Annotated in this window: 17 protein-coding genes and 1 pseudogene; 12 read left to right on the top strand and 6 right to left on the bottom strand. The window is 71.9% G+C overall.

Annotation, left to right across the window (positions count from 1 at the left end):
- Positions 1-105 precede the first annotated feature (105 nt).
- On the bottom strand, positions 106-936 hold the full coding sequence (locus tag AB0O28_RS33160) for a hypothetical protein (protein WP_363646517.1): 831 nt from the start codon (positions 934-936) through the stop codon (positions 106-108).
- A gap of 306 nt (positions 937-1,242) precedes the next feature.
- On the opposite strand from AB0O28_RS33160, the gene AB0O28_RS33155 reads away from it, so the two are divergent.
- A complete protein-coding gene (locus AB0O28_RS33155) occupies positions 1,243-2,193 on the top strand; it encodes a ribonuclease Z (RefSeq protein WP_363646516.1) in 951 nt (316 codons plus the stop codon).
- Here AB0O28_RS33155 and AB0O28_RS33150 read toward each other — a convergent pair.
- Positions 2,166-2,897 (bottom strand): class III extradiol dioxygenase subunit B-like domain-containing protein, encoded by a 732-nt coding sequence (locus tag AB0O28_RS33150; RefSeq protein ID WP_363646515.1) that lies wholly within the window; start codon positions 2,895-2,897, stop codon positions 2,166-2,168. The two genes, AB0O28_RS33155 and AB0O28_RS33150, sit on opposite strands and share 28 nt — an antisense overlap.
- Positions 2,898-3,037: 140 nt before the next feature.
- On the opposite strand from AB0O28_RS33150, the gene AB0O28_RS33145 reads away from it, so the two are divergent.
- The 11 genes and pseudogenes from AB0O28_RS33145 (at position 3,038) to AB0O28_RS33095 (ending at position 14,598) form a co-directional block, all read left to right on the top strand.
- Positions 3,038-3,568, top strand: coding sequence for a methylated-DNA--[protein]-cysteine S-methyltransferase (locus tag AB0O28_RS33145; RefSeq protein ID WP_363646514.1), 531 nt, complete (start codon positions 3,038-3,040; stop codon positions 3,566-3,568).
- Between the two features lie 28 nt (positions 3,569-3,596).
- Positions 3,597-4,508 carry a tRNA (adenosine(37)-N6)-dimethylallyltransferase MiaA gene (gene miaA / locus AB0O28_RS33140; protein ID WP_363646513.1) on the top strand — a complete coding sequence of 304 codons (912 nt, stop codon included), beginning with the start codon at positions 3,597-3,599 and terminating at the stop codon, positions 4,506-4,508.
- Positions 4,509-4,517: 9 nt separating this feature from the next.
- Positions 4,518-5,330, top strand: coding sequence for a diaminopimelate epimerase (gene dapF, locus AB0O28_RS33135; protein ID WP_363646512.1), 813 nt, complete (start codon positions 4,518-4,520; stop codon positions 5,328-5,330).
- Between the two features lie 71 nt (positions 5,331-5,401).
- Positions 5,402-6,169, top strand: coding sequence for a hypothetical protein (locus tag AB0O28_RS33130; protein WP_363646511.1), 768 nt, complete (start codon positions 5,402-5,404; stop codon positions 6,167-6,169).
- A gap of 151 nt (positions 6,170-6,320) precedes the next feature.
- Positions 6,321-8,603, top strand: coding sequence for a tetratricopeptide repeat protein (locus AB0O28_RS33125; RefSeq protein ID WP_363646510.1), 2,283 nt, complete (start codon positions 6,321-6,323; stop codon positions 8,601-8,603).
- Positions 8,604-8,622: 19 nt separating this feature from the next.
- Positions 8,623-9,384 carry an SDR family oxidoreductase gene (locus AB0O28_RS33120; protein ID WP_363646509.1) on the top strand — a complete coding sequence of 254 codons (762 nt, stop codon included), beginning with the start codon at positions 8,623-8,625 and terminating at the stop codon, positions 9,382-9,384.
- 327 nt (positions 9,385-9,711) lie between these two features.
- Positions 9,712-10,746: a glycine betaine/L-proline ABC transporter ATP-binding protein gene (locus AB0O28_RS33115; protein WP_363646508.1), complete on the top strand. Its 1,035-nt coding sequence runs from the start codon at positions 9,712-9,714 to the stop codon at positions 10,744-10,746.
- Between the two features lie 298 nt (positions 10,747-11,044).
- A pseudogene (locus tag AB0O28_RS33110) lies at positions 11,045-11,521 on the top strand (hypothetical protein); the annotation flags it as partial.
- 175 nt (positions 11,522-11,696) lie between these two features.
- The gene (locus tag AB0O28_RS33105; protein WP_363646507.1) at positions 11,697-12,479 is read left to right on the top strand and encodes an ABC transporter substrate-binding protein; all 783 of its coding nucleotides are present in this window, start codon (positions 11,697-11,699) and stop codon (positions 12,477-12,479) included.
- Positions 12,480-12,641: 162 nt separating this feature from the next.
- Positions 12,642-13,592: an ABC transporter substrate-binding protein gene (locus tag AB0O28_RS33100; RefSeq protein WP_363646506.1), complete on the top strand. Its 951-nt coding sequence runs from the start codon at positions 12,642-12,644 to the stop codon at positions 13,590-13,592.
- A gap of 259 nt (positions 13,593-13,851) precedes the next feature.
- A complete protein-coding gene (locus tag AB0O28_RS33095; protein ID WP_363646505.1) occupies positions 13,852-14,598 on the top strand; it encodes an HNH endonuclease family protein in 747 nt (248 codons plus the stop codon).
- 10 nt (positions 14,599-14,608) lie between these two features.
- Here the strand turns inward: AB0O28_RS33095 and AB0O28_RS33090 are convergent, their stop codons facing one another.
- From AB0O28_RS33090 to AB0O28_RS33075, 4 genes are all read right to left on the bottom strand, one after another.
- Positions 14,609-16,090: a hypothetical protein gene (locus AB0O28_RS33090; RefSeq protein WP_363646504.1), complete on the bottom strand. Its 1,482-nt coding sequence runs from the start codon at positions 16,088-16,090 to the stop codon at positions 14,609-14,611.
- Positions 16,091-16,160: 70 nt separating this feature from the next.
- Positions 16,161-17,189, bottom strand: a complete 1,029-nt coding sequence (locus tag AB0O28_RS33085) for a CU044_5270 family protein (RefSeq protein WP_363646503.1) — start codon at positions 17,187-17,189, stop codon at positions 16,161-16,163.
- Complete coding sequence (locus tag AB0O28_RS33080; protein WP_363646502.1) at positions 17,189-17,887, bottom strand: RNA polymerase sigma factor; 699 nt, start codon at positions 17,885-17,887, stop codon at positions 17,189-17,191. The genes AB0O28_RS33085 and AB0O28_RS33080 overlap by 1 nt, the downstream gene beginning before the upstream one ends.
- 105 nt (positions 17,888-17,992) lie before the next feature.
- Entirely contained in the window at positions 17,993-19,942 is a 1,950-nt protein-coding gene (locus tag AB0O28_RS33075; RefSeq protein WP_363646501.1) for an FHA domain-containing protein, read from the bottom strand.
- Positions 19,943-20,118: the final 176 nt, after the last annotated feature.

Here is a 20,118-nt window from a genome sequence, read left to right as displayed (position 1 = left end):
GGACGCGCGCCGGGGGAACGACGCCCGGCCCCGGCTCCGAGGGGGCGCCGTGCCGGCGCCGGCGTCGGGGCCTCGCGGATCGATGGTCCGGGTCACTGGGCCGGATCATTGGGTGAGGCGGCGCAGGACCTCATAGCAGTAGGCGCGCCGCAGATCGTCGTCGAACCGCAGGCAGGGATCCTGGATCCGGGCGTGCGCCGCGCCGTCCGCCTCGGCGCGAGACGCGGCCGTGTCCCGCGTGCCCGTGTCACGGGCCGTCGTGTCCTTGGACGCGGCGTTCTTGGGCACGGCGTTCTTGGGCACGGCGTTCTTGGGCACGGTGTCCTTCGCCGTAGTGTCCTTCGCCGTGGTGCCGGCGGCCGAGCCGCCGGTTCCGGAGCCCCGTGCGGCAGGTCTCGGGGCGTCCGGGGCACGTCGTGACCGGCCCGCCTCCCTCGTCTTGACGCGGCCCGTCGTACCGGACGAGACCGGTGACGACGGCCGCGATCGGGACGAGGGGTTCATCGCCGGGAGACGGCGACCGGGCGGGCGCGAGGCCCCGCTCTCGTGCCCCGGCGGCAGTGCGTCGGGCTCGCCCGCGGGCCGCTCCCGTTCGGGGACCTCCGGCGTCACCGCTTCTTCCGTCGTCTCTTCCCGCGGCTGCGCCGCGCGTTCCGGTTCGGTTTCCGGCCGCTCGGGCGCGGGTGCTCGCCGGGCGGCCGGCGGTGAGAAGAAGGGACCGGCGGCGGGGAAACCCGGCGCCGGACGTGCCGGCCTGGCCGCGGTGGCCGGATCGGCGGCCACCGGCCGGGCGATGGAGGGCGCGAGGTCCTGCCCGGGCAGGACGGCCAGCACGACGCCGAGCCCGGCGATGGCGGTCACGCCGATCACGCCTGTCAGGGCGAGGACGGGATGGCCCTCGCGCCGGTGCCGTGGGGTGGGGGAGAAATCCGGCAAGGTCGTGTTCTTTTCATGTGGCGGTATGGTGTCTCGGATTTCTCAGTCTGCCCGCCACATAGGCGGTTTCAGCTGCGGTTCCGCCGATTTCCGGGAGTCCCAGATAGGCCACCTCGACCATGAATTGGGGGAAATTTCCGCCAGGCGACGCCGGGCCTGTACGGCGAAATTCGTGCGTTCTGCCATTCAGGCACATGATGGAGCGCCGCGAGGCCGTCGCTGCGGCCCTCCTGCCGTCCGAAGTCCGTGAGGGCCCGGGGCGGGCGCGGCGGGCCCGGTCGCCGGGCACGACTTAGCATCGGCGGTGTGTCCGTTCGTGAACTGGTCGTCCTCGGCACCTCGAGCGCGGTGCCCACCCGTCACCGCAACCACAACGGTTACCTGCTGCGCTGGGACGGCGAGGGGTTCCTGTTCGACCCGGGGGAGGGCACGCAGCGGCAGATGCTGCACGCCGGCGTGAGCGCGCACGACGTGACCTGGATCTGCGTCACCCACTTCCACGGCGACCACTGCCTCGGGGTGCCCGGCGTGATCCAGCGGATCGCCAGGGACAAGGTGAACCACGAGGTGCGGGCGGCCTATCCGGCGAGCGGCGAGATCTACTGGCGCAGGCTGCGCAACGCGACGGCCTTCGCAGACACCGACGTGATCAGCCCCCGGCCGGTCTCCGGTGAGGTGGTCCGGTGGCCGTCGGGACCCGTGACGCTGACCGCGCGGCCGCTGTCGCATCCCGTCCAGTCGTACGGCTACCGCGTGGACGAGCCGGGCGGTCGCCGCATGCTGCCGGAGGAGCTGACCAGACGGGGCGTACGCGGGCCGATGGTCGGGGAGCTCCAGCGGCGGGGCTCGCTGACGATGCCGGACGGTTCGACGGTCACGCTTGACGAGTGCAGCGCGCCCCGGCCGGGACAGAGCGCCGCCTTCGTGATGGACACCCGCCTGTGCGACGGGGCGTTCGCCCTGGCCGAGGGCGTCGACCTGCTGGTGATCGAATCGACGTTCCTTTCGGACGAGAGCGCGTTGGCCGCGCAGTACGGGCACCTGACGGCGGCCCAGGCGGGGCAGATCGCGGCGGCCTGCGGGGTGCGGCGCCTGGTGCTCACGCACTTCTCCGAGCGCTACACGACGGCGGACGAGCCGCGCTTCGTGGACGAGGTGCGCAAGTCCTACGCGGGGGAGGTCGTGACGGCGCGCGACCTCATGCGCGTCCCCGTGCCCAAGCGCGCGGACTACCAGATCCAGCGGGCCACGAAGTAGCCGACGCCGTACGGCGCGTCGTCGTACAGCAGTTCGGCGGTGGTCGGTGGCACCTCCCTGGCGGCCCCCGCGAGGACCTGGAAGGCCGCCCGGCCCGCCGCCCACAGCTCCCGCGCCTCGCCCGGGTCGAGGTCCAGCAGACGCCCGATGTCGCCCGAGGCGAGCGCGGCGGCGAGCATCCCGTCGTACGGCACGGCGTCCGGATGCACGTAGCCGGGCGCCTTCTCGGTGCGCCTGGCCGAGCCGTCGCCCATGACCAGCAGCGCCACCCGCCCGGCCGATCCCGCCAGGCGGCCGCCCAGCGCGGCGCACTCGTCCGGCGACGCGTCGAAGCCCACGGCCTCGAACCGCAGGACGGGCAGCCCGGACGGCGGCTTGGGCGTGACCTCGGCGTCCGGCCCCATGGTGTGCGGCCGTTCGAGCAGCCAGCGGCCGATCGTGAGCGACAGGGGCAGGACGGGGTCTCCCGGGCCGACCCGGACGTCGGGGCCCCACGGGCGCAGCGTCCCCGCCGCGTCATCGGGGAAGGACGCGAAGACCTCCGCGCCGCCGGTCACGGCCAGCACATCGGGGCGGGCGTTCAGGAGCGAGCCGACCGCCGCGGCGCAGGCGGCGCGCACATCGTCGAGTTCGGGTGCGGCGGCCCCGGCGGCCTGCGGGACGAGCAGCGGAGGATGCGGGCAGACGGCAGCGGCGACCAGCACCCGATCACCCTACCGTCACCTGGACCGGCCGGCCGCGAGTGGAGCGCCCCTCGTCGGCGCCTCGGCGTGCGGTCGCGCACATCGGGCGTGTGCGCCGGGGACCGGCCGGACCTCGCCCGATCAGGCGCAGAATGGGAGGCATGGACAGCAGTGTGGCGTTCGCGACCGTACCGACCCGGCTGGGCGACGTGCTCGCCGCCGTCACCGAGGACGGGGTCGCCGCGACGCACTTCCGGGACGACCCCAGGCTCAGGAGACGCATCGCCGATCGCCTCGGGATGGCCGCCGCCGACGACCCCGCCCGTACGGCCGCCGTCCGTGAGGAGCTGGCGGCGTACTTCCGGGGCGAGCTGAAGGAGTTCCACGTCCCGATCGACTGGCGGCTCATGTCGCCGCTGCAGCGGCGGGTTCTCGGCACGTTGTTCGCCGACGTCCCGTACGGCGAGGTGGTGACGTACGGGGAGCTGGCGGCGCGCAGCGGCACGGGGGTCCCGGCTCGGGCCATCGGCTCGATCATGGGCGGCAACCCGATCCCGATCATCGTGCCGTGTCACCGGGTCGTCGCGAGCAACGGGCTCGGCGGTTTCAGCGGCGGCGACGGCGTGGAGTCCAAGCGGTGGCTGCTCACCCTCGAAGGTCACCTTCCTCCCACCCTCGACTGGGACATGTGACCTCCCCGTCGCTGGGACACTGGACGGTGTGGGGCAGCTACCTGTGATCGCCGTCGTCGGCGCGACCGCGGCGGGAAAGTCCGACCTGGCCGTCGAGCTCGCGCTCCGTCTGGGCGGCGAGGTGATCAACACCGACTCCATGCAGCTCTACGAGGGCATGGACATCGGCACCGCCAAACTCTCCTCCGCCGAGCGGCGCGGCGTCCCCCACCACCTGCTGGACATCTGGCCGGTGACGCGGACGGCCAGCGTCGCCGAGTATCAGCGGCTCGTCCGCCCCCTGATCGAGGACCTGCGCTCCCGCGGCCGGGTGCCCGTGCTGGCGGGCGGCTCCGGGCTCTACGTCCGCGCCGCGATCGACGACCTGGAGTTCCCGGGCACCGACCCGGACGTGCGGGCCCGGCTGGAGAAGGAGCTCGCCGAGACGGGCCCGGCGCCGATGTACGAACGGCTCAAGGGCCTCGACCCTGTGGCCGCGGAGAACATCCTGCCGAGCAACGGCCGCAGGATCGTCCGCGCCCTGGAGGTCATCGAGCTGACCGGCCGGCCGTTCTCCGCCACGATGCCGTCGTACGACGCGGTCTACGACAGCGCGCAGATCGGCGTCGAGGTGCCGCGGCCGGTCCTGGACGAGCGGATCGAGCTTCGGGTCGGCCGCATGTGGGAGGCCGGGCTGGTGGACGAGGTGCGCGCGCTCGCCGCGCGGGGCCTCGCGGAGGGCAGGACCGCCGGCCGGGCGCTCGGGTACGCGCAGGTCCTGCGCTTCCTGAGCGGCGAGTGGACCGAGGAGCAGGCGCGGGAGGAGACGGTGCGCGCCACCCGCAGGTTCGCCCGGCGGCAGGAGTCGTGGTTCCGCCGCGACCCCCGGGTGGTGTGGCTGCCGTTCGACGCCCCCGACCTGGCCGACCGCGCGATCGGCGTGATCACCGGCGCCTCCTAGACTTGTCTCATGCGCTTTGTGAAGGGCCACGGCACCGAGAACGACTTCGTCATCCTGCCGGACGCCGACGCCACGCTGGACCTGTCCGCGAGGGATGTCGCGGCGCTGTGCGACCGGCGCGCGGGCATCGGCGCCGACGGGGTGCTGCGCGTCGTGCGCGCCAAGCTCTGCCCGGAGGCCGCCGCGCAGGCCGGTGAGGCCGAGTGGTTCATGGACTACCGCAACGCGGACGGCAGCGTCGCCGAGATGTGCGGCAACGGCGTCCGGGTCTTCGCCCGCTACCTCGTGGAGGCGGGTCTCGCGGCGCCCGGCGAGTTCGCCGTCGCCACCCGCGGGGGCCTCAAGCGCGTACGGCTCGGCGCGACGGGCGACGTCACCGTGGAGATGGGCAGGCCGCGGGTGCTCGGGGAGAGCCGCGCGGTCGTCGACGGACGCGAGTGCCGCGGCCTCAACGTGAACATGGGCAACCCTCACCTGGCCTGTGCCGTGGAGGAGCCGGTGGCCGGGTTCGACCTCGGACGGGAGCCGGAGTTCGACCGGGAGGTCTACCCGGAGGGCGTGAACGTCGAGGTGTTCAACGCCGTGGGCGACCACACGGTGTCCATGCGGGTGCACGAGCGGGGCTCGGGGGAGACGCGCTCGTGCGGCACCGGGGCCGTCGCGACGGCCGTCGCCGCCGCCCACGCCGCCGGTGAGACCGTCGGCACGTGGGAGGTCCGGGTCCTCGGCGGCACGGTCACCGTCACTTTGGACGAGGACACGAGCTACCTGGCCGGGCCCGCCGTCCTCGTCGCCTCGGGGGAGTGGCCCGCCGTCCTCTGATCGTTTCAGAGACTTGCGGAACTTTGTTCTGTCCGTCACCCTGAGTCTGACAAGTAGACCGAGGAGGGCGTATGAACCCGCGTGACGCGGTACTGGAGACGAAGGCGGTCGTCGGAGCCCTCGGCGGGGGTTTCATGCTCTCGCGGGAGGTCAAGGCGCTGTGCGAACGCCACGGCCTCGGCCCGCGGGAGATGTACTTCCGGGGCAGGTGCGGGGTACTCGGCGAGGTGGACGCGGACGTCGTGCTCGCGGCCGTCGTCTTCTTCCCCGCCGGGCACGTCCGCCAATCGTGGGAGGGCGGGCGCAAGCTCCCCGCGGAGGAGGCCGCCGCGCTCTACGCCGGGGCGTGTCACGACTGGGGGCGGCGCAAGCTCGCCGGGCTGGAGGACGCCGACCGGCTGGCCGAGCTGCTCGCCGTCGTGGCCGACGGCGCGGACCCGTTCTGCGCGCCGCTGTTCGCCGGCTGGCGGGCCATGCCGCGGCCGGACGGCGGCCCCGCCCTGGCGGCCCACCTGCTGCACGTCGTAAGGGAACTGCGCGGTGCCCGGCACGCGACGGCCGTGGTCGCGTGCGGCGTCGGCGCGCTGGAGGCCACCCTCGTCGGCGCGGGCGGCACCGGAACGCCCATTCCGTACGACCGGGCCTTCGACGTCGCCCGCTTCCTGGCCTGGCCCGAGCCGTACCCGGAGCCCTCGGCGGAGGCGGCGGAGCGCAGGGCCGGGGCGGAGGAACTCACCGACGACCTCGTCGCCCGGGCGTACGCGCTGCTCGGCCCGGCGGAGCTCGCCGAGCTGTGCGGCCTGCTCCGTAAGGCGTCCCAGGTGGCCCGCGCGCGCTGACGCGCGCCCGCCCCGCAGGCCGGCCGCCGTCCGGGGCCGGCGCGCCGCCGAGCCGGCCCGTCGTTCCGGCCGCCCCGGTGTTCGGCCGGTGTGCTGTTTGGGGCGGCGTGCTGTTTGGGTCATGGTCGGCGACCTGGCAGACTGACTGCTCATGGACGTGGACATCTGGGCTTGGGTGGGTGGCACCCAGCGTGAACTGCACGAGGCGGGCAACACGGGGCTGGCCATGGCGCTGGGCGACGTGCCCGCGCAGGCGCTGGAGGGCCGTTTCGCCCAGCTCGACGTCGTGGCGCCCGCGATCGCGCAGCACGCCGGGTCGCTCGAGAAGCCGTGGCTGGAGTTCTTCGCGCGATACTGGCACCTGCTCGGGCGGGTGGGCGACCGGGCGATGGGCGCGGTCGCGCTCGACGACGCCGCCTCGCTGGTGGACTTCGCCCAGCGCGACGACGTCCGCGACTGCCCCGCCGCGCCCGGCGCCGTGGAGCTCCTGACGATGACTCAGGCCAACGCCGACGGTCCCGGCTACGCCGAGATCCGGCTGGCCGCCCTCAACACCGCGCTCGACGGGGTGACCCCGGACTCTCTCGCCTTCCCCGGCCTGGCCACGCAGTACGTCGCGGCCCTGATGGACGCGGGTCAGGCGGCCGAGGCCGTCGCGTACGCGGAGGCGGCGGTCGAGCGCCTGCGCGGCGCGGGCCGCGAGGCGAGCTGGGAGCTGGGCGCCGCCTCCGCGCGGGCCCTGCTCGCCGCCGGACGCCCGGAGGACGCGCTGACCGCGCTCGACGCCTCGACCGAATTCAAGCCGGACGACCCGGTCGCGAAGGGCCGCCGCGAGGCCCTGCTCCGCTCGCAGGTGCTGGCCGCGCTCGGCCGGATGCAGGAGGCCGTGGACGCACTGCCCGACCTCGACGTGGTGGGCGACCACGCGCGTGAGTGGGTGGAGTGGGCGCACACCGTCCGCACGCTCGCCTCGGGCGGCTCGATCGCCAACACCTGGCAGCTCGGCCGCATCCTGCGTCAGTGGATGGCCTACTTCGAGAACGTGGGCGGCCACCGCGCCCGGTTCGAGCTCGCGCTGACGGCCGGGCACCTCGCGGTCGCCCGGCAGGGCCTGTGGCAGGCCCGCCTGCTGGCCGACTACGCGGAGGCCGTGCTCGCCGACCTGCGCGTGACCGAGGGGCTGGCCGAGCGCGTGGCCGAGCTGCGGGCCGCCGCCGACGCCGCCGAGGAACTGCCGCCGCCCGGCCCCCGCGACGAGCTGGTGGCCTACTTCGACGCCGCCGACGGCCGCACCGCCGACCCCGAGCGGTGGGTGGGCTGGCTGTGGCCGTTGTCCGGCACGGACCTCGAGGCCACGCGGCGTCACACGACGACGCTCGGGTTCCTGGGCTATGCCCCCGTGGGAGCCGACCTCTACTGGAAGACGGTCGCCGAGGACGGCGATCCGGCAGCGGCCGGCGACGAGGACCTCTCCTACCTCACCGGCCTGCTCATCGAGGCCAGGCAGGACGAGCGGGTGGAGACCCTGGCGGCCCGGCTGCCGGAGACCCGTTCGCACCTCACGCTCGCCCGGCTGCACCGTGCGCGCGAGCGGTGGGAGGAGACGGCGGCCGAGGCCGAGCAGGCGGTGGCCCACGACGGCGGACTGGAGGCGCGCCGCCTGTGGTCCGGCGCCGTCCAGCAGATCGGCGACAACGCCAAGGCCGCCGAGATCCTCAAGCCGCTGCTCGACTCCGGCGAGAGCGAGGAGGAGGACGTCTGGCGGCTCATCGTCCTGTCCACCGCCGTGGAGGACTGGGCGACCGTACGGGCCGCCGGCGCCAAGCTCGGCATGCCGATCGAGCCCGGCGAGGGCCCGATCGAGGAGGAGTGGCACCTGGTCCGGGTGATCCTCCCCGCCCCCGACGGCAGCCAGCGGGAGGTGCTCGCCGTACGGACCGGACCGGCCACCGCGCGCCTGGCGATCCCGCAGCCGCGCGGGATGGAGTACAACGCGGGCGACGTGGTCGTGATCGACCCCCGGCCGCTCGAGCCCATCCCGGAGAACGAGCAGGAGCGGGAGAGCTTCGTGATCCCGTTCGCCGGGGTGACGATGCTGCGTCCGGGCGGCTACACGAGCTGGTTCTTCGATGGCGCGGCGCCGTCGGAGGACGAGTGGGCCGAGTTCAACGAGGTCCTCGCCGAGCGCGGCTGGCCGATGTGGGTCTACAGCGAGGAGAACTACCGCGTCACGCACCCGGCCACCGGCGAGCAGCTTCCCGGGGTGTTCGGCTGGATCGCGATCCCGCCCACCGTGCGGCCGGCGGAGCTGGACGCCGTTCTCGACGACGTCACCGAGCAGTGGTCCCACCCGCTGGCATGGCTCGACCTGGCCCGCGAGGTCGGCATCGAGGCCGAGCGGCACGAGCGCATCTCCAAGGAATACGGCCTCTGACGCAAGCTAAGGGGCGGGTGTGATCCTGGATCGGTTCCGGCTCGACGGCAGAGTGGCCGTCGTGACCGGAGCCTCGTCGGGGCTCGGTGTCGCCTTCGCCAGGGGCCTCGCCGAGGCGGGCGCCGACGTGGTGATCGGGGCCCGCCGCCCGGAGGGCCTGGAGCGGACACGGCGGCTGGTCGAGGAGACCGGCCGCCGCTGCCTAGCGGTCCGGACCGACGTGTCGGTCCCCGAGGAGTGCCAGGCCCTCGTCGACGCGGCCATGCGCGAGTTCGGCCGTGTGGACGTGCTGATCAACAACGCGGGCGTCGGCACGGCCGTGCCCGCCCTGCGTGAGACGCCCGGGGAGTTTCGCCGGGTGCTCGACGTCAACCTGCACGGCACCTACTGGATGGCCCAGGCCTGCGCCCGCGTCATGCGTCCCGGCTCGTCGATCGTCAACATCGGCAGCGTGCTCGGCGAGACCACGGCCGGCCTGCCGCAGGCGGCCTACAGCGCCTCGAAGGCCGCCGTCGCCGGGCTCACCCGCGACCTCGCCCAGCAGTGGACCTCGCGCCTGGGCATCCGGGTCAACTGTCTGGAGCCAGGCTTCTTCGACTCCGAGATGACCGCGCGGTATCCCGACGGCTACCTCGACCGCATGCGGGAGCAGCGCGTCCTCATGAAGCGCTCGGGCGCCCCGGAGGAACTCGTCGCGGCCGCCGTCTTCCTCGCCTCCGACGCCGGTTCGTACGTCACCGGGGCGGTCATCCCGGTCGACGGGGGAATCCTCGCCACCTGACCGTCGCCCGCCGAATGGGCCGGTCTCACCCATTGCCGCCGATTCATCACCGTACGTGACCACTGAGGCAAGAGATCACCGGACGGTCACGATATGGCATTAGGCGGCATTTTCCGCCATAAGGGTGCGGCGGCTCCCTAGCCTCAGAGCTGTTGTCAAAACAGGATCCGTGTTGCGCATAGCGCAACGCCTGTTGCGTGTGCCCTGAGGAGTCGTTGGCCCCCGCTCTTCATACACGGCGTGCGAGCGGCAGCCCTCGCGCCGTGCTCTGGCGTTCCCGGGCGTCCACGCCGCCTCGCGGGCGAGCGCCAAGTGAGGGGAATCAGAGTGGGCACAGCCGCGATCGAGGTTCGCGGACTCTGGAAGATCTTCGGTCCCAAGGCCGACCGGATCATCGGCAGCTCCGACGCCGACCTGGAGCCCGCGCAACTGCGGGCGAAGACCGGCTGCACCGTCGCCGTCAGGGACGCCGGTTTCGAGGTACGGCCGGGCGAGGTCTTCGTCGTCATGGGCCTGTCGGGCAGCGGCAAGTCGACGCTGGTGCGCTGTCTCACCCGGTTGATCGAGCCGACGGCGGGCGAACTGCGCATCGACGGACAGGACGTGCGCGCGATGTCGGCCAAGCAGCTGCGGGAGCTTCGCCGTCACCGGGTGAGCATGGTCTTCCAGCACTTCGGGCTGCTCCCGCACCGCAAGGTCGTGGACAACGTCGGCTACGGCCTGGAGATCCAGGGCGTCGGCAGGGCCGAGCGGCACGAGAAGGCCCGGCGCATCCTCTCGCTGGTCGGGCTGGAGGGCCACGAGGACTCCTATCCGGAGCAGCTGTCCGGCGGCATGCAGCAGCGGGTCGGGCTGGCCCGGGCTCTCGCCGTCGACCCCGAGGTGCTGCTGTCCGACGAGCCGTTCAGCGCGCTCGACCCGCTGATCCGCCGCGACATGCAGGCCGAGGTCATCCGGCTGCACCGCGAGGTCGGCAAGACCATGGTCTTCATCACCCACGACCTGTCCGAGGCGCTCAAACTCGGCGAGCGCATCGCCATCATGCGGGCGGGTGCGATCGTGCAGGTCGGCACCCCCGAGGAACTCGTCGGAGCGCCCGCCGACGACTACGTGGCCGACTTCGTGCGCGACGTCCCCAGGGCGCAGGTGCTGTCGCTGCGCTGGATCTGCCGCACTCCCGAGCCGGACGAGCCGCTCGACGGGCCCGAGCTGCCCGCCGACACCGTCATCCACGACGCGGTTCCGGCGGCGATGGCGTCCGACCGGCCCATCCGGGTCGTCGCCGACGGCGAACTGGCCGGTGTGGTGAGCCGGGTGGACATTCTCGGCGCGGTGCGGCCCGGGACCGAGGCCGCGCGGTGAGCGCGCCTGTTCAGGTGGCACCGCCCGTGCAGGCCCCTGTGCGGGTCCGGCGCCTGCCGCGCTGGGCCGCTCCGGTCGCCGGGGTCGTCGCGGTGGTGGCCCTCTACGTGGCGTTCCGCGGCAAGGCCGTGCTGCCGCATGACGACGACGCCACCCTGTTCCACTGGCTCAACGACGCCCGCGACTGGGTCGACGCCAACCGCAACAGCAGTCCGATCTTCCTGTACGTCGTCAATCACCTCCGCCTGGGCGCCGCCGGTGTCTACGAGGGGATCCAGGCCGCTCTGGTCGCGCTGGGATGGCCAGGTCTCCTCGGGCTGGCCGCAGGGCTCGGCTGGCTGGCCGGCGGGTGGCGGATCGCGCTCGTCTCGCTCGCGGGCTTCGCCGGCGTCGGCGTTCTCGGGTTCTGGGAGGCGAGCGTCGAGACGCTCGCGCTGACCCTGTCGGCGGTGGTGCTGTCGCTGCTGTTCGGCATCCCGCTGGGGATCTGGGCCGGTCGCTCGCCCCGCGTACGCCGGATCGTGACCCCGGTGCTCGACGTCATGCAGATCATGCCGACGTTCTCGTACCTGTCGCCGATGGTGCTGCTGTTCCTCATCGGCCCGGCGTCGGCGACGATCGCCACGACGATCTACGCGATGCCGCCGGCGATCAGGATCACGGCATCGCGATCACGGCCTCCTTCATCTACGCGGTGCCGGTGGTCGCCCGCCTCGTCGAGGACGGCCTGCGTGCGCTCCCCGGGACCGTCATGGAGGCGGCGAGGTCCGCGGGCTCCACCGACCGGCAGCTGCTGTGGAAGGTCCAGCTGCCGATGGCGCGCGGCTCGCTGCTGCTCGCGGCGAACCAGGGCATCGTCATGACGCTGGCGATGGTGGTGATCGGCGCGCGGGCGGCACTGTCAAGATCGCCATCAACGGCTGGTCGGCTACGAGGCCAGCGCCGCCGTGGTGTCGTACCTGCTGGAGCACGAGCTCGGCTACCAGGTGGAGAAGGTGACGCTCGCGGAGGAGCCGTCCTGGCAGGGCATGGAGTCGGGCGGCGTCGACGTCCTCATCGAGAACTGGGGCCACCCGGACCTCAAGAAGAAGTACATCGAGGAGAAGAACGTCGCCGTCGAGGCGGGCAGCACCGGCAACAAGGGCGTCATCGGCTGGTACGTGCCCGAGTGGATGGCGCAGAAGTACCCCGACATCACCGACTACAAGAACCTGAACAAGTACGCCGACCTGTTCAAGACCTCCGAGTCGGACGGCAAGGGCCAGCTTCTCGACGGCGACCCGTCCTTCGTCACCAACGACGAGGCGCTGGTCAAGAACCTCAAGCTCGACTACAAGGTGGTCTACGCGGGCAGCGAGGCCGCGCTGATCAAGGCCGCCAAGCAGGCGACCGAGCAGAAGAAGCCGCTGCTCATGTACTTCTACGAGCCGCAGTGGTTGTTCAACCAGGTCAAGCTGGTCAGGGTGAACCTTCCCGCGTACACCGAGGGATGCGGCAGCGACCCCAAGAAGATCGCCTGCGACTACCCGCCGTACGATCTCGACAAGATCGTGGGCAAGAAGTTCGCCGACACCGGCGGTAAGGCGTACGAGCTGGTCAAGAACTTCCAGTGGACGAACGACGACCAGAATGTGGTGGCCGACGACATCACCAACAACGGCATGTCGGCCGAGGACGCGGCCAAGTGGGTGGAGGCCAACACCGCCAAGTGGCAGGCCTGGATGCCCAAGTGATCTGAGCGTCACGACTCCGCACGCCCGCCGGGGCGTGAGCACCGCCGGCCGCGATCCTCACGGATCGCGGCCGCTCCCGCCTGCCGGTGGAATACCCTGCCGGTGTCGCCGCGGCCCCGCCGCTCGCGTTCGCCGCCCGTATCACACCAGGTGAGGTCAGATATGAGGATTCGTCTCCTTGCGGGCGCGCTGACGCTCGCGCTGGCCGTGACCGCCTGCGGTGGCGGGAGCTCGGACGACGCCGCCGGAGCGGGCGCCGGGGGCGGCACGAAGACCGTACGACTCGCGGTCAATCCGTGGATCGGCTACGAGGCCAGCGCCGCGGTCGTCGCCTACCTCCTGGAGCACGAGCTCGGCTACAAGGTCGAGAAGATCGAGAGTGGCGAGGCGGACTCCTGGAAGGGGTTCGAGAAGGGCACCGTCGACGTCATTCTGGAGAACTGGAACCACCCGGAGCTGAAGAAGGAGTACATCGACGACAAGAAGGTCGCGATCACTGCGGGTGAGGACGGCAACAAGGGCGTCCTCGGGTGGTACGTCCCCGAGTGGATGGTCCGGAAATATCCGGACATCACGGACTGGCATAACCTCGCCAAGCACAAGGATCTGTTCAAGACCGACAAGAGCGACGGCCTGGGTCAGTACCTGGCCGGCGACAAGTCTTTCGTCACCAACGACGAGGCGCTCATCAAGAACCTGAGCCTGCCGTACAAGGTGGTCTACTCCGGCAGCGAGGAGGCGCTGATCGCCGCGGCTCGCAAGGCCACCGAGAACGAGACCCCGCTGCTGATGTACTTCTACGAGCCGCAGTGGCTGTTCAACCAGCTGAAGCTCGTCAAGATCAACCTTCCGCCGTACGCCATCGGGTGCGACGACAACGTCAAGACGATCACGTGCGACTATCCGCCGTATCTGCTCGACAAGATCGTCAGCGTGAAGTTCTCCAAGACCGGCGGAAAGGCGTACGAGTTCATCAAGAACTGGAGCTGGACCAACGGCGACCAGAACGCCGTGGCCTACGACATCGCGGTGAACAAGATGAGCGCCGAGGCGGCCGCGAAGAAGTGGGTCGACGCCAACAGGATCGTCTGGCAGGACTGGATCCCGGCCTGATCCACCGATCTGATCCATGCTCCGCCGGCCGCCTGGGGCGGCTCGGCCGCACGCGACGGCGCGGGGACTGCACGGCCGGGCACCGCCCGGAGCGATGCACTCGGGAGTGTCACACATGTCCTGAGCGCGATCTGTCACGCGAAGATCACGAAACCCGACACTCTTGTGCGTGCCTCCTTTGCCACTTTTTTGCACTTTGCTATACCTGAGAGGGATATTTCATTACCTAGGGGTGGCAGTGGGCGGGCGTGGTATCCGGTTGATCGCTGGGATCTCCGTGGCGGTGGCCGTACTGGCGGGTTGCGGGCCGATGCCGGAACTGGACGGCAACGTCACCGGCCAGGGCGGCGGCGGGAAGGGCGACTCGGGGACGGAGCAGGGGGTCAACCCGCTCGACAACCCCGACGGCACCGGCCCCGGCCTGAAAGAGATCACCTCGGACAAGGACCGCACCAAGGCCCGCGCGCTGATCGACAAGGTGGCGACGAAGGGCCGGGGGACGAAGACCGGCTACGACCGCGACAAGTTCGGCTATGCCTGGGCCGACAACGTGGAGGACGTCCCGTGGGGGCGCAACGGCTGCGACACCCGCAACGACCTGCTCAAGCGGGACGGCCGGGACATCAAGTATCGCAGCGGGTCGAACTGCGTCATCGTCTCTATGACCATCTACGACCCGTACACGGGCAAGACCATCGAGTGGAGCAAGTCGGCGGCGGCGAAGGTCCAGATCGACCACGTCATGCCCCTGTCGTACGACTGGCAGATGGGCGCGTCGCGGTGGAGCGAGAGCAAGCGCAAGCAGATCGCCAACGACCCGCTCAACCTGATCCCCGTGGACGGCTCCACGAACGGCTCCAAGGGCGACTCGGGCCCGGCCACCTGGCTGCCGCCCCGCCGCGACATCCGCTGCTCCTACGCCGTGCGGTTCGCCCAGGTGGCCCTCAAGTACGACCTGCCGGTGACCTCCGCCGACAAGGCGGCCATGCTGGAGCAGTGCAAGTAGAAGGCCCGGCTCAACGGTAGACGACCTTCTCGGCCGACCGGCCGGGGAACACGACGATCAGGTGCTCCTCGGCACCTTCGGCCCCCCGGGCGTAGGCCCGCAGCCGGTAGCGTCCGGGGCCCTTCACCGCCAGGTTCGGCAGCCGGGCTCCGGCGCCCTCGTCGCCGCCGTCGGCGTACGAGGGCACCTCCAGGCGGCCGCTGCGGCTGACGACGCCGACCTCGGCCACCTGGTTCCAGCCCTTCAAGCGCAGCGGGGGAGCGGAGCCGAACGCCTTCACGGTCAGGCACATCGGCTCGTTCTCGCCGTACGTCACCACGGCCACCGAACTGCCCGCCGCGGCGACGAACCCGTCGTCCACCGCGGCGTCGAAGGCGCCCTCACCCTCCTCGGTGGTGTCGTCCGGGTCGTACACGCCGTATCCCCCGCCCTCGAACAGGAAGTACGCGGCCGTGCCCTGACGCCGGGCCCGTAGGCGGGGCCAGGGGTCCCGGCAGCGGGCATTGGCCTCCGCGACGTCGCTCTCGTGGTCCGCGCGCGCGCCGTGCCCGGACCGCGACGCCTCGGGCGGCCCGGCGTCGTACCACGAGCCGTCGTAAGCGGGGCGCGCGGTCTCCTCCGGCCCGACCAGCACGAGGAACGGCAGCAGGACCGCCGCCAGCAGGATCGGCCCGGACGGCCGGAGCGGCGTCCGCTCCGGGGGCGTGCCGCGCGGGCCGGTGAGTTCGCGGGCGGAGCGGGCCAGCCACACCGCCAGGAAGACGTCGACCTCCTCCAGCAGCTCCGTCAGCGGCACGGTGGTGGAGGTGAACGCCCAGAGGACGGCCATGGCGGCGAGGAAGGTCGCCAGCGTCACGGTCACGTGGCGCCAGCCTGCCGTGACGGTGTCGCGGCTCCAGCGGCCGTCGTTGTGCTGGCCGAAGAGGACGGCCACCTGCCAGGCCGCCGCCATGACCAGGCAGGCGAGCACGAGGAACCGGGGCGCGCGCACCCCGGGGACCTCCTCCATCGCGATCATCGCCAGGCCCGCCGACCCCGGCCAGGCGCAGACGAGCGCGACCACCCGGAGCCGTCCGCGCAGGGCCAGCGCGAACAGCACCTGCAGCGGGCACCACAGGGCCGGCATGAGCACCTCGCCGACGACGCCGGGGAGCCGTACGGCCGGCAGCGGGGGGATCAGGGCGTGGGCGACGGCCAGGTACAGCAGGCGCCGCAGCCAGACCGTCCGCCGGTCGGCGGGCCGCGGCGCGCGCGGGGGGAGGGTGAAGACCTGGCGGAGCATCCAGGTCTTGAGCGCGAGGATCGTGAGGAGACCCACCGTGGCCACCTCGGGCGCCTCGGCGAGGCCGCCCGAGGAGTCGTCGTCGAGCGGATACCACAGGACGGTCACCCAGAGGGCCTCGAGACGCCCGGTGACGGCCGTGACCACGACGCCGACGGCCGAGGTCGCCAGGTAGACCCCGGCCGCGATCCAGCCTGCCCGCTCTCTCAACACCCCGCGCCCTTCCCGCACAAAGAAGGTGATCTTAGGGGAGATCGCTTCGGCGGGACGGGCGAATCTGTCAGCCGCAGACGGTGTGGGCGTCCTTCACCTCGGGTGCGGTGTCGTCGACCGTGGTCTCCAGCTGGGCGGTCGAGGCCACCAGGCTGCCGGTGGGCGCCTTCGCCTCCTTCTCGTCCACCACGATGCCGCGCTCCCCGAGCAGTTCGTAGGTGGAGGGGTCGAAGATGATCTCCTCGCGCACCCCGCCGGAGACCCGGCCGACGCCGATGCCGGTCCGTCCGGCGGCGTCCTCGGTGTTCTCGGTCACCGTGACCCCGGGGATCGTGGCGGCGGCCTTGAACAGCGCCGCGCGCTGGGGCGCCGGCACGTACGTCTCCCGCAGCAGGTCGCCGACGGCCGTCCACGCCCCCGTGTCGGGCGGGTTGTCGCCGTGCGGCCGGTCGTACAGGTAGGCGCGCATCTTCTCCGGGTCGGCGGGCAGCTTCTTCAGGTTCGTGTAGGCGGTGTCCCGCACGCCGTCGCAGGCCGGGAGCCGCATCCACTCGGTGCCCTTCTCCTTGTGGGCCTCCGGCGGGATCGGCCAGCCGGGGTAGGCGTGGGGCTCCAGATGCTCGATCTTCAGCGCGCCGTCCCTCGTGCCGTCGGCCGACAGCCAGATCGTCCGCTTCGTCCGGTAGAGGTAGCGCGACTCCTTGTCGGCCTCGCCGACCACGTCGGCCTCGTACATCGTCTGCGAGCTGACCTTGACGAACTGGTCGTCGCGCGGCGACAGGTCGGTCACCGCGCGGGCCGCCCTGCCCAGCACCTCCTCGGCCGACATGGCCGACACCTCCGGCAGCGTCACGACCCCCGGGCTCACCTTCGCGGGCCGGGCCTGCGGCTGCGTCAGCACGGTGGTGACGGCGGCGACGCCCGCCGCGGCGAGCAACGCCGTCCCTCCCGCCAGAAGAAGGTACGGACGCGGGCGCGGGCGGACGGGACGGCCCGCCGGGCCGGTCAGCCGCCGCCGCACGGCCGCCTTGGCGGCCAGGGAGTAGGGCGTGACGTCGGGCCGCTCACGCGCCACCAGATCGATCTCGTCGGTCATCACACGTTCTCCTCGGGAAGGTCGAGATGGCGGCGCAGCTTCGTGCGCACCCGGTGCAGGCGCGAGCGGACCGTGCCGATGGGGATCTTCAGCGCCTCGGCCGCCTCCTCGTAGGAGAGGTCGGCCCAGGCGACAAGCAGGAGCAGGTCGCGCTCGGCGGCCGACAGCCGTGCCAGGGCGGCCGCGAGCGCGGGCCGCAGCGCGGCGGCGCTCGCCCGTTCCGCTCCCCGCTCCTCCTCGTGGGAGCCGCGCTCCCCGGCGTCGTGCGGCGCCCGGGCGAGCGCCCGCAGGCGGCGGACCTCCGACCTGCGGTGCCCGGAGATGAGGTTCGCCGCGATGCCGTACAGCCAGGGCCGGGCGTCCGGCCGGGAGGTGTCGTAGCGGTGCCGCTTGCGGAACGCCACGAGGAACGTCTCGGCCGTCACGTCGTCGGCGTGCTCGGGGCCGAGACGGCGGCCGGCGTAGGCGTGGATCTCGTCCGCGTGCCGGTCGAAGACGCCCGCGAACCGCTCGGGCGACGTCAGCGACGCCTCGATCAGCCCGGCGTCGCTCGGCTCGTCGCCGTCGGCGCCGGGATACGTCACCAGGGCGTGCTCCGGCCCGCTGCCGTTCGCCTCGTCAGCGTCGCGGCTGCCGTCGAACCGGTGACCCGTCGTGGTCGAGGGAAGGCGCGTGTCGCCGGAGACCGTCCTCACCACCCGTTATATCCGTTCATAGGGGAGTCCTTCCGTGGGCGCCGTCGCGCCCTTCACCCCTACTCCGCCGGACGGCCCGGGCCGGTTCCGCGATTCGCCGCAGCGACGTCAGCCGGAGGGCGTCTCGCCGGGCCGCCTGGGCTGTCCGTCCGCCTGCCGCGCGACGAGCGCCCCCTCGACAGGGGACGTCGCGGGGGACGCCGCGGAGACCGGCTGGTCGAAGATGTCGATGTCGACCTCCTCGCCGCCGACCGTCAGCGTCTCCCAGGCTCCGCTGACCAGCAGGGTACGCAGTGTCTCGCTCCGCAGTTCGCGCAGGTGCCTGATGAGGGTCGCGTCGTCGGGCATGCCGGGAACACGTGGTGACAGGCGGTCGCGGATCTGCCGCAGGCGCTCCATCAGGGCGTCGATGTCCGCTTCCCTGTCCGGGGCGGCGCGGCCCTCCTCGATGCCCTGGACGATCGTGTCCTTGATCGCCCGGGTGACCCCCTGCTCGTCGGTGGTCACCATCGCGTTCCACGCGCGGCTCTTGTGCCGATACTGCAGCATCGACATCGCCGCCTCGTGCCGTACGAAGTCGGCGTCCCGCAACGGCCTGCCACGCCAGTTGCGGTTGAGCGACCGGGCCAGCGAGATGGCCGACGCCAGCCCGCTGTTGAGGCCCCGCCCCGGCCAGAAGTGGATCGCGTTGGCCGCGTCTCCCAGGAGGAACCCGTACGTCCCCGGGGTGGTCGAGGTGGGGGAGTACAACCGGGCGGTGAACCGCGGCCGCTGCACCATGTCCAGCCGGAAGGCGGTGACCGCGCTCACGTCGCCGTCGGCGACGCCGAAGAGCGCGAGCCCTTCCTTCGCCCGCCTCCACAGTTCCGAACCCCTGATGAGGGCGGGCAGGAACAGCGTGTGGTGGGTCGAGCAGTGGAAGTCGCCGTCCTCGGTGCGCTCCATCAGGCAGGGACTGGAGGCGACGCATTCCTCGAACACGTGCCGGACGGGGTCGATGCCGACGACCTCCGCGGCCTCGTCGTCGGTGAGCCGCATGTTCAGGAAGCCCTCGCCGCGCAGGGAGTTCAGGAGGAACCGGTTCTGCGCCACGGTCAGCAGCACGATCGCCGGGTCCGGCAGGCTGGACTTCACCCGCAGCCCCAGCACCACGTCCTGCAGGTGCCGGCCGTCGAGCGAGAAGATCGAGTCGTCGGCCCGGCCGAACCTGTCGGTGAAGTGCTCGCGGGTTCGCGAGCGCCCTCCCTCGCAGATGACGAGCACGTGCTCCTTGGCCACGGCGTCCTGGCGCTCCGCGGCGTCGAATATCTCGGGCACCAGGCGGATGCGGGCGGACCTCTCGTTCGCCATCTCCAGCAGGGTGTCCTCGATGTAGGCGATCCGGATGTTGCGCGGGCCGTAGCCGCGGATCGAGTCCGGACCGGCCGGCCACATCTCGCTGTAGGACCCCTCGGTGAACAGCCGCGACTGGACGTCCTCCGGAAGGTTCAGATACTGGCGGCTCTGCACCGTCACGACCTGCTGCCGCCGGTTGTTGCCCTGCGTGGCGTTCTTCCACACGATCCGCGGCCCGTCCTCGGTCCAGCGGCCGTCGTAGATCGTGATGGTGACCCGTTGCCCCATGAGGTGTTCGAGGAGCAGGGCGAAGGCCAGCCCGACGGGCCCGCCGCCGGAGATGGTGACGTGCAGGACCTGCTCCGGTTCGACGTCGGGGAACGACCGGCGGAACCGTTGCATCAGGGCGGTGTCCATGACCGTCTCGGCGTCGTCGAACGCCTCAAAGCGGAACGTCTCTCCTCCGATGGCGATCGTGTCGCCGGGCCGGAGCACGTGCGTGGTGACTCGCCTGCCGTTGACCAGCGTCCCGTTGCTGCTGCCCCGGTCGAGCAGCACGTAGCCCTCGGCCTCGCGGCGTACCTCCGCGTGGAAGCGCGAGGCCCTTTCACTCGTGATCACCACACTGTTGTCGCCTCTGCGACCGAAGGTGATCGGCTTGTCGTCGATCGGGAAACGCTGACCGGCAAGGGGACCTTCATGCCCGACGATCGCAGGTGGCACCGGTCCGCCCCCTTTCCCTCGGAACCGCCGATGCGATCATTTATCCTGACATGCTTACCGGCTGCTGCAAAGCGTTCCAGTCAGGACAGGCAATCACTCCTGCGCGGGCGATGCGAGGGCCGGCGTCCCGTGGACCCGCGCAGATGCGCCCGGGCATGGTCGGCCGCCGGGCCGGG

The sequence above is a fragment of the Microbispora sp. NPDC088329 genome, assembly GCF_040685655.1.
Lineage (GTDB): Bacteria > Actinomycetota > Actinomycetes > Streptosporangiales > Streptosporangiaceae > Microbispora.
This window is presented reverse-complemented; position numbering and strand designations above follow the sequence as displayed.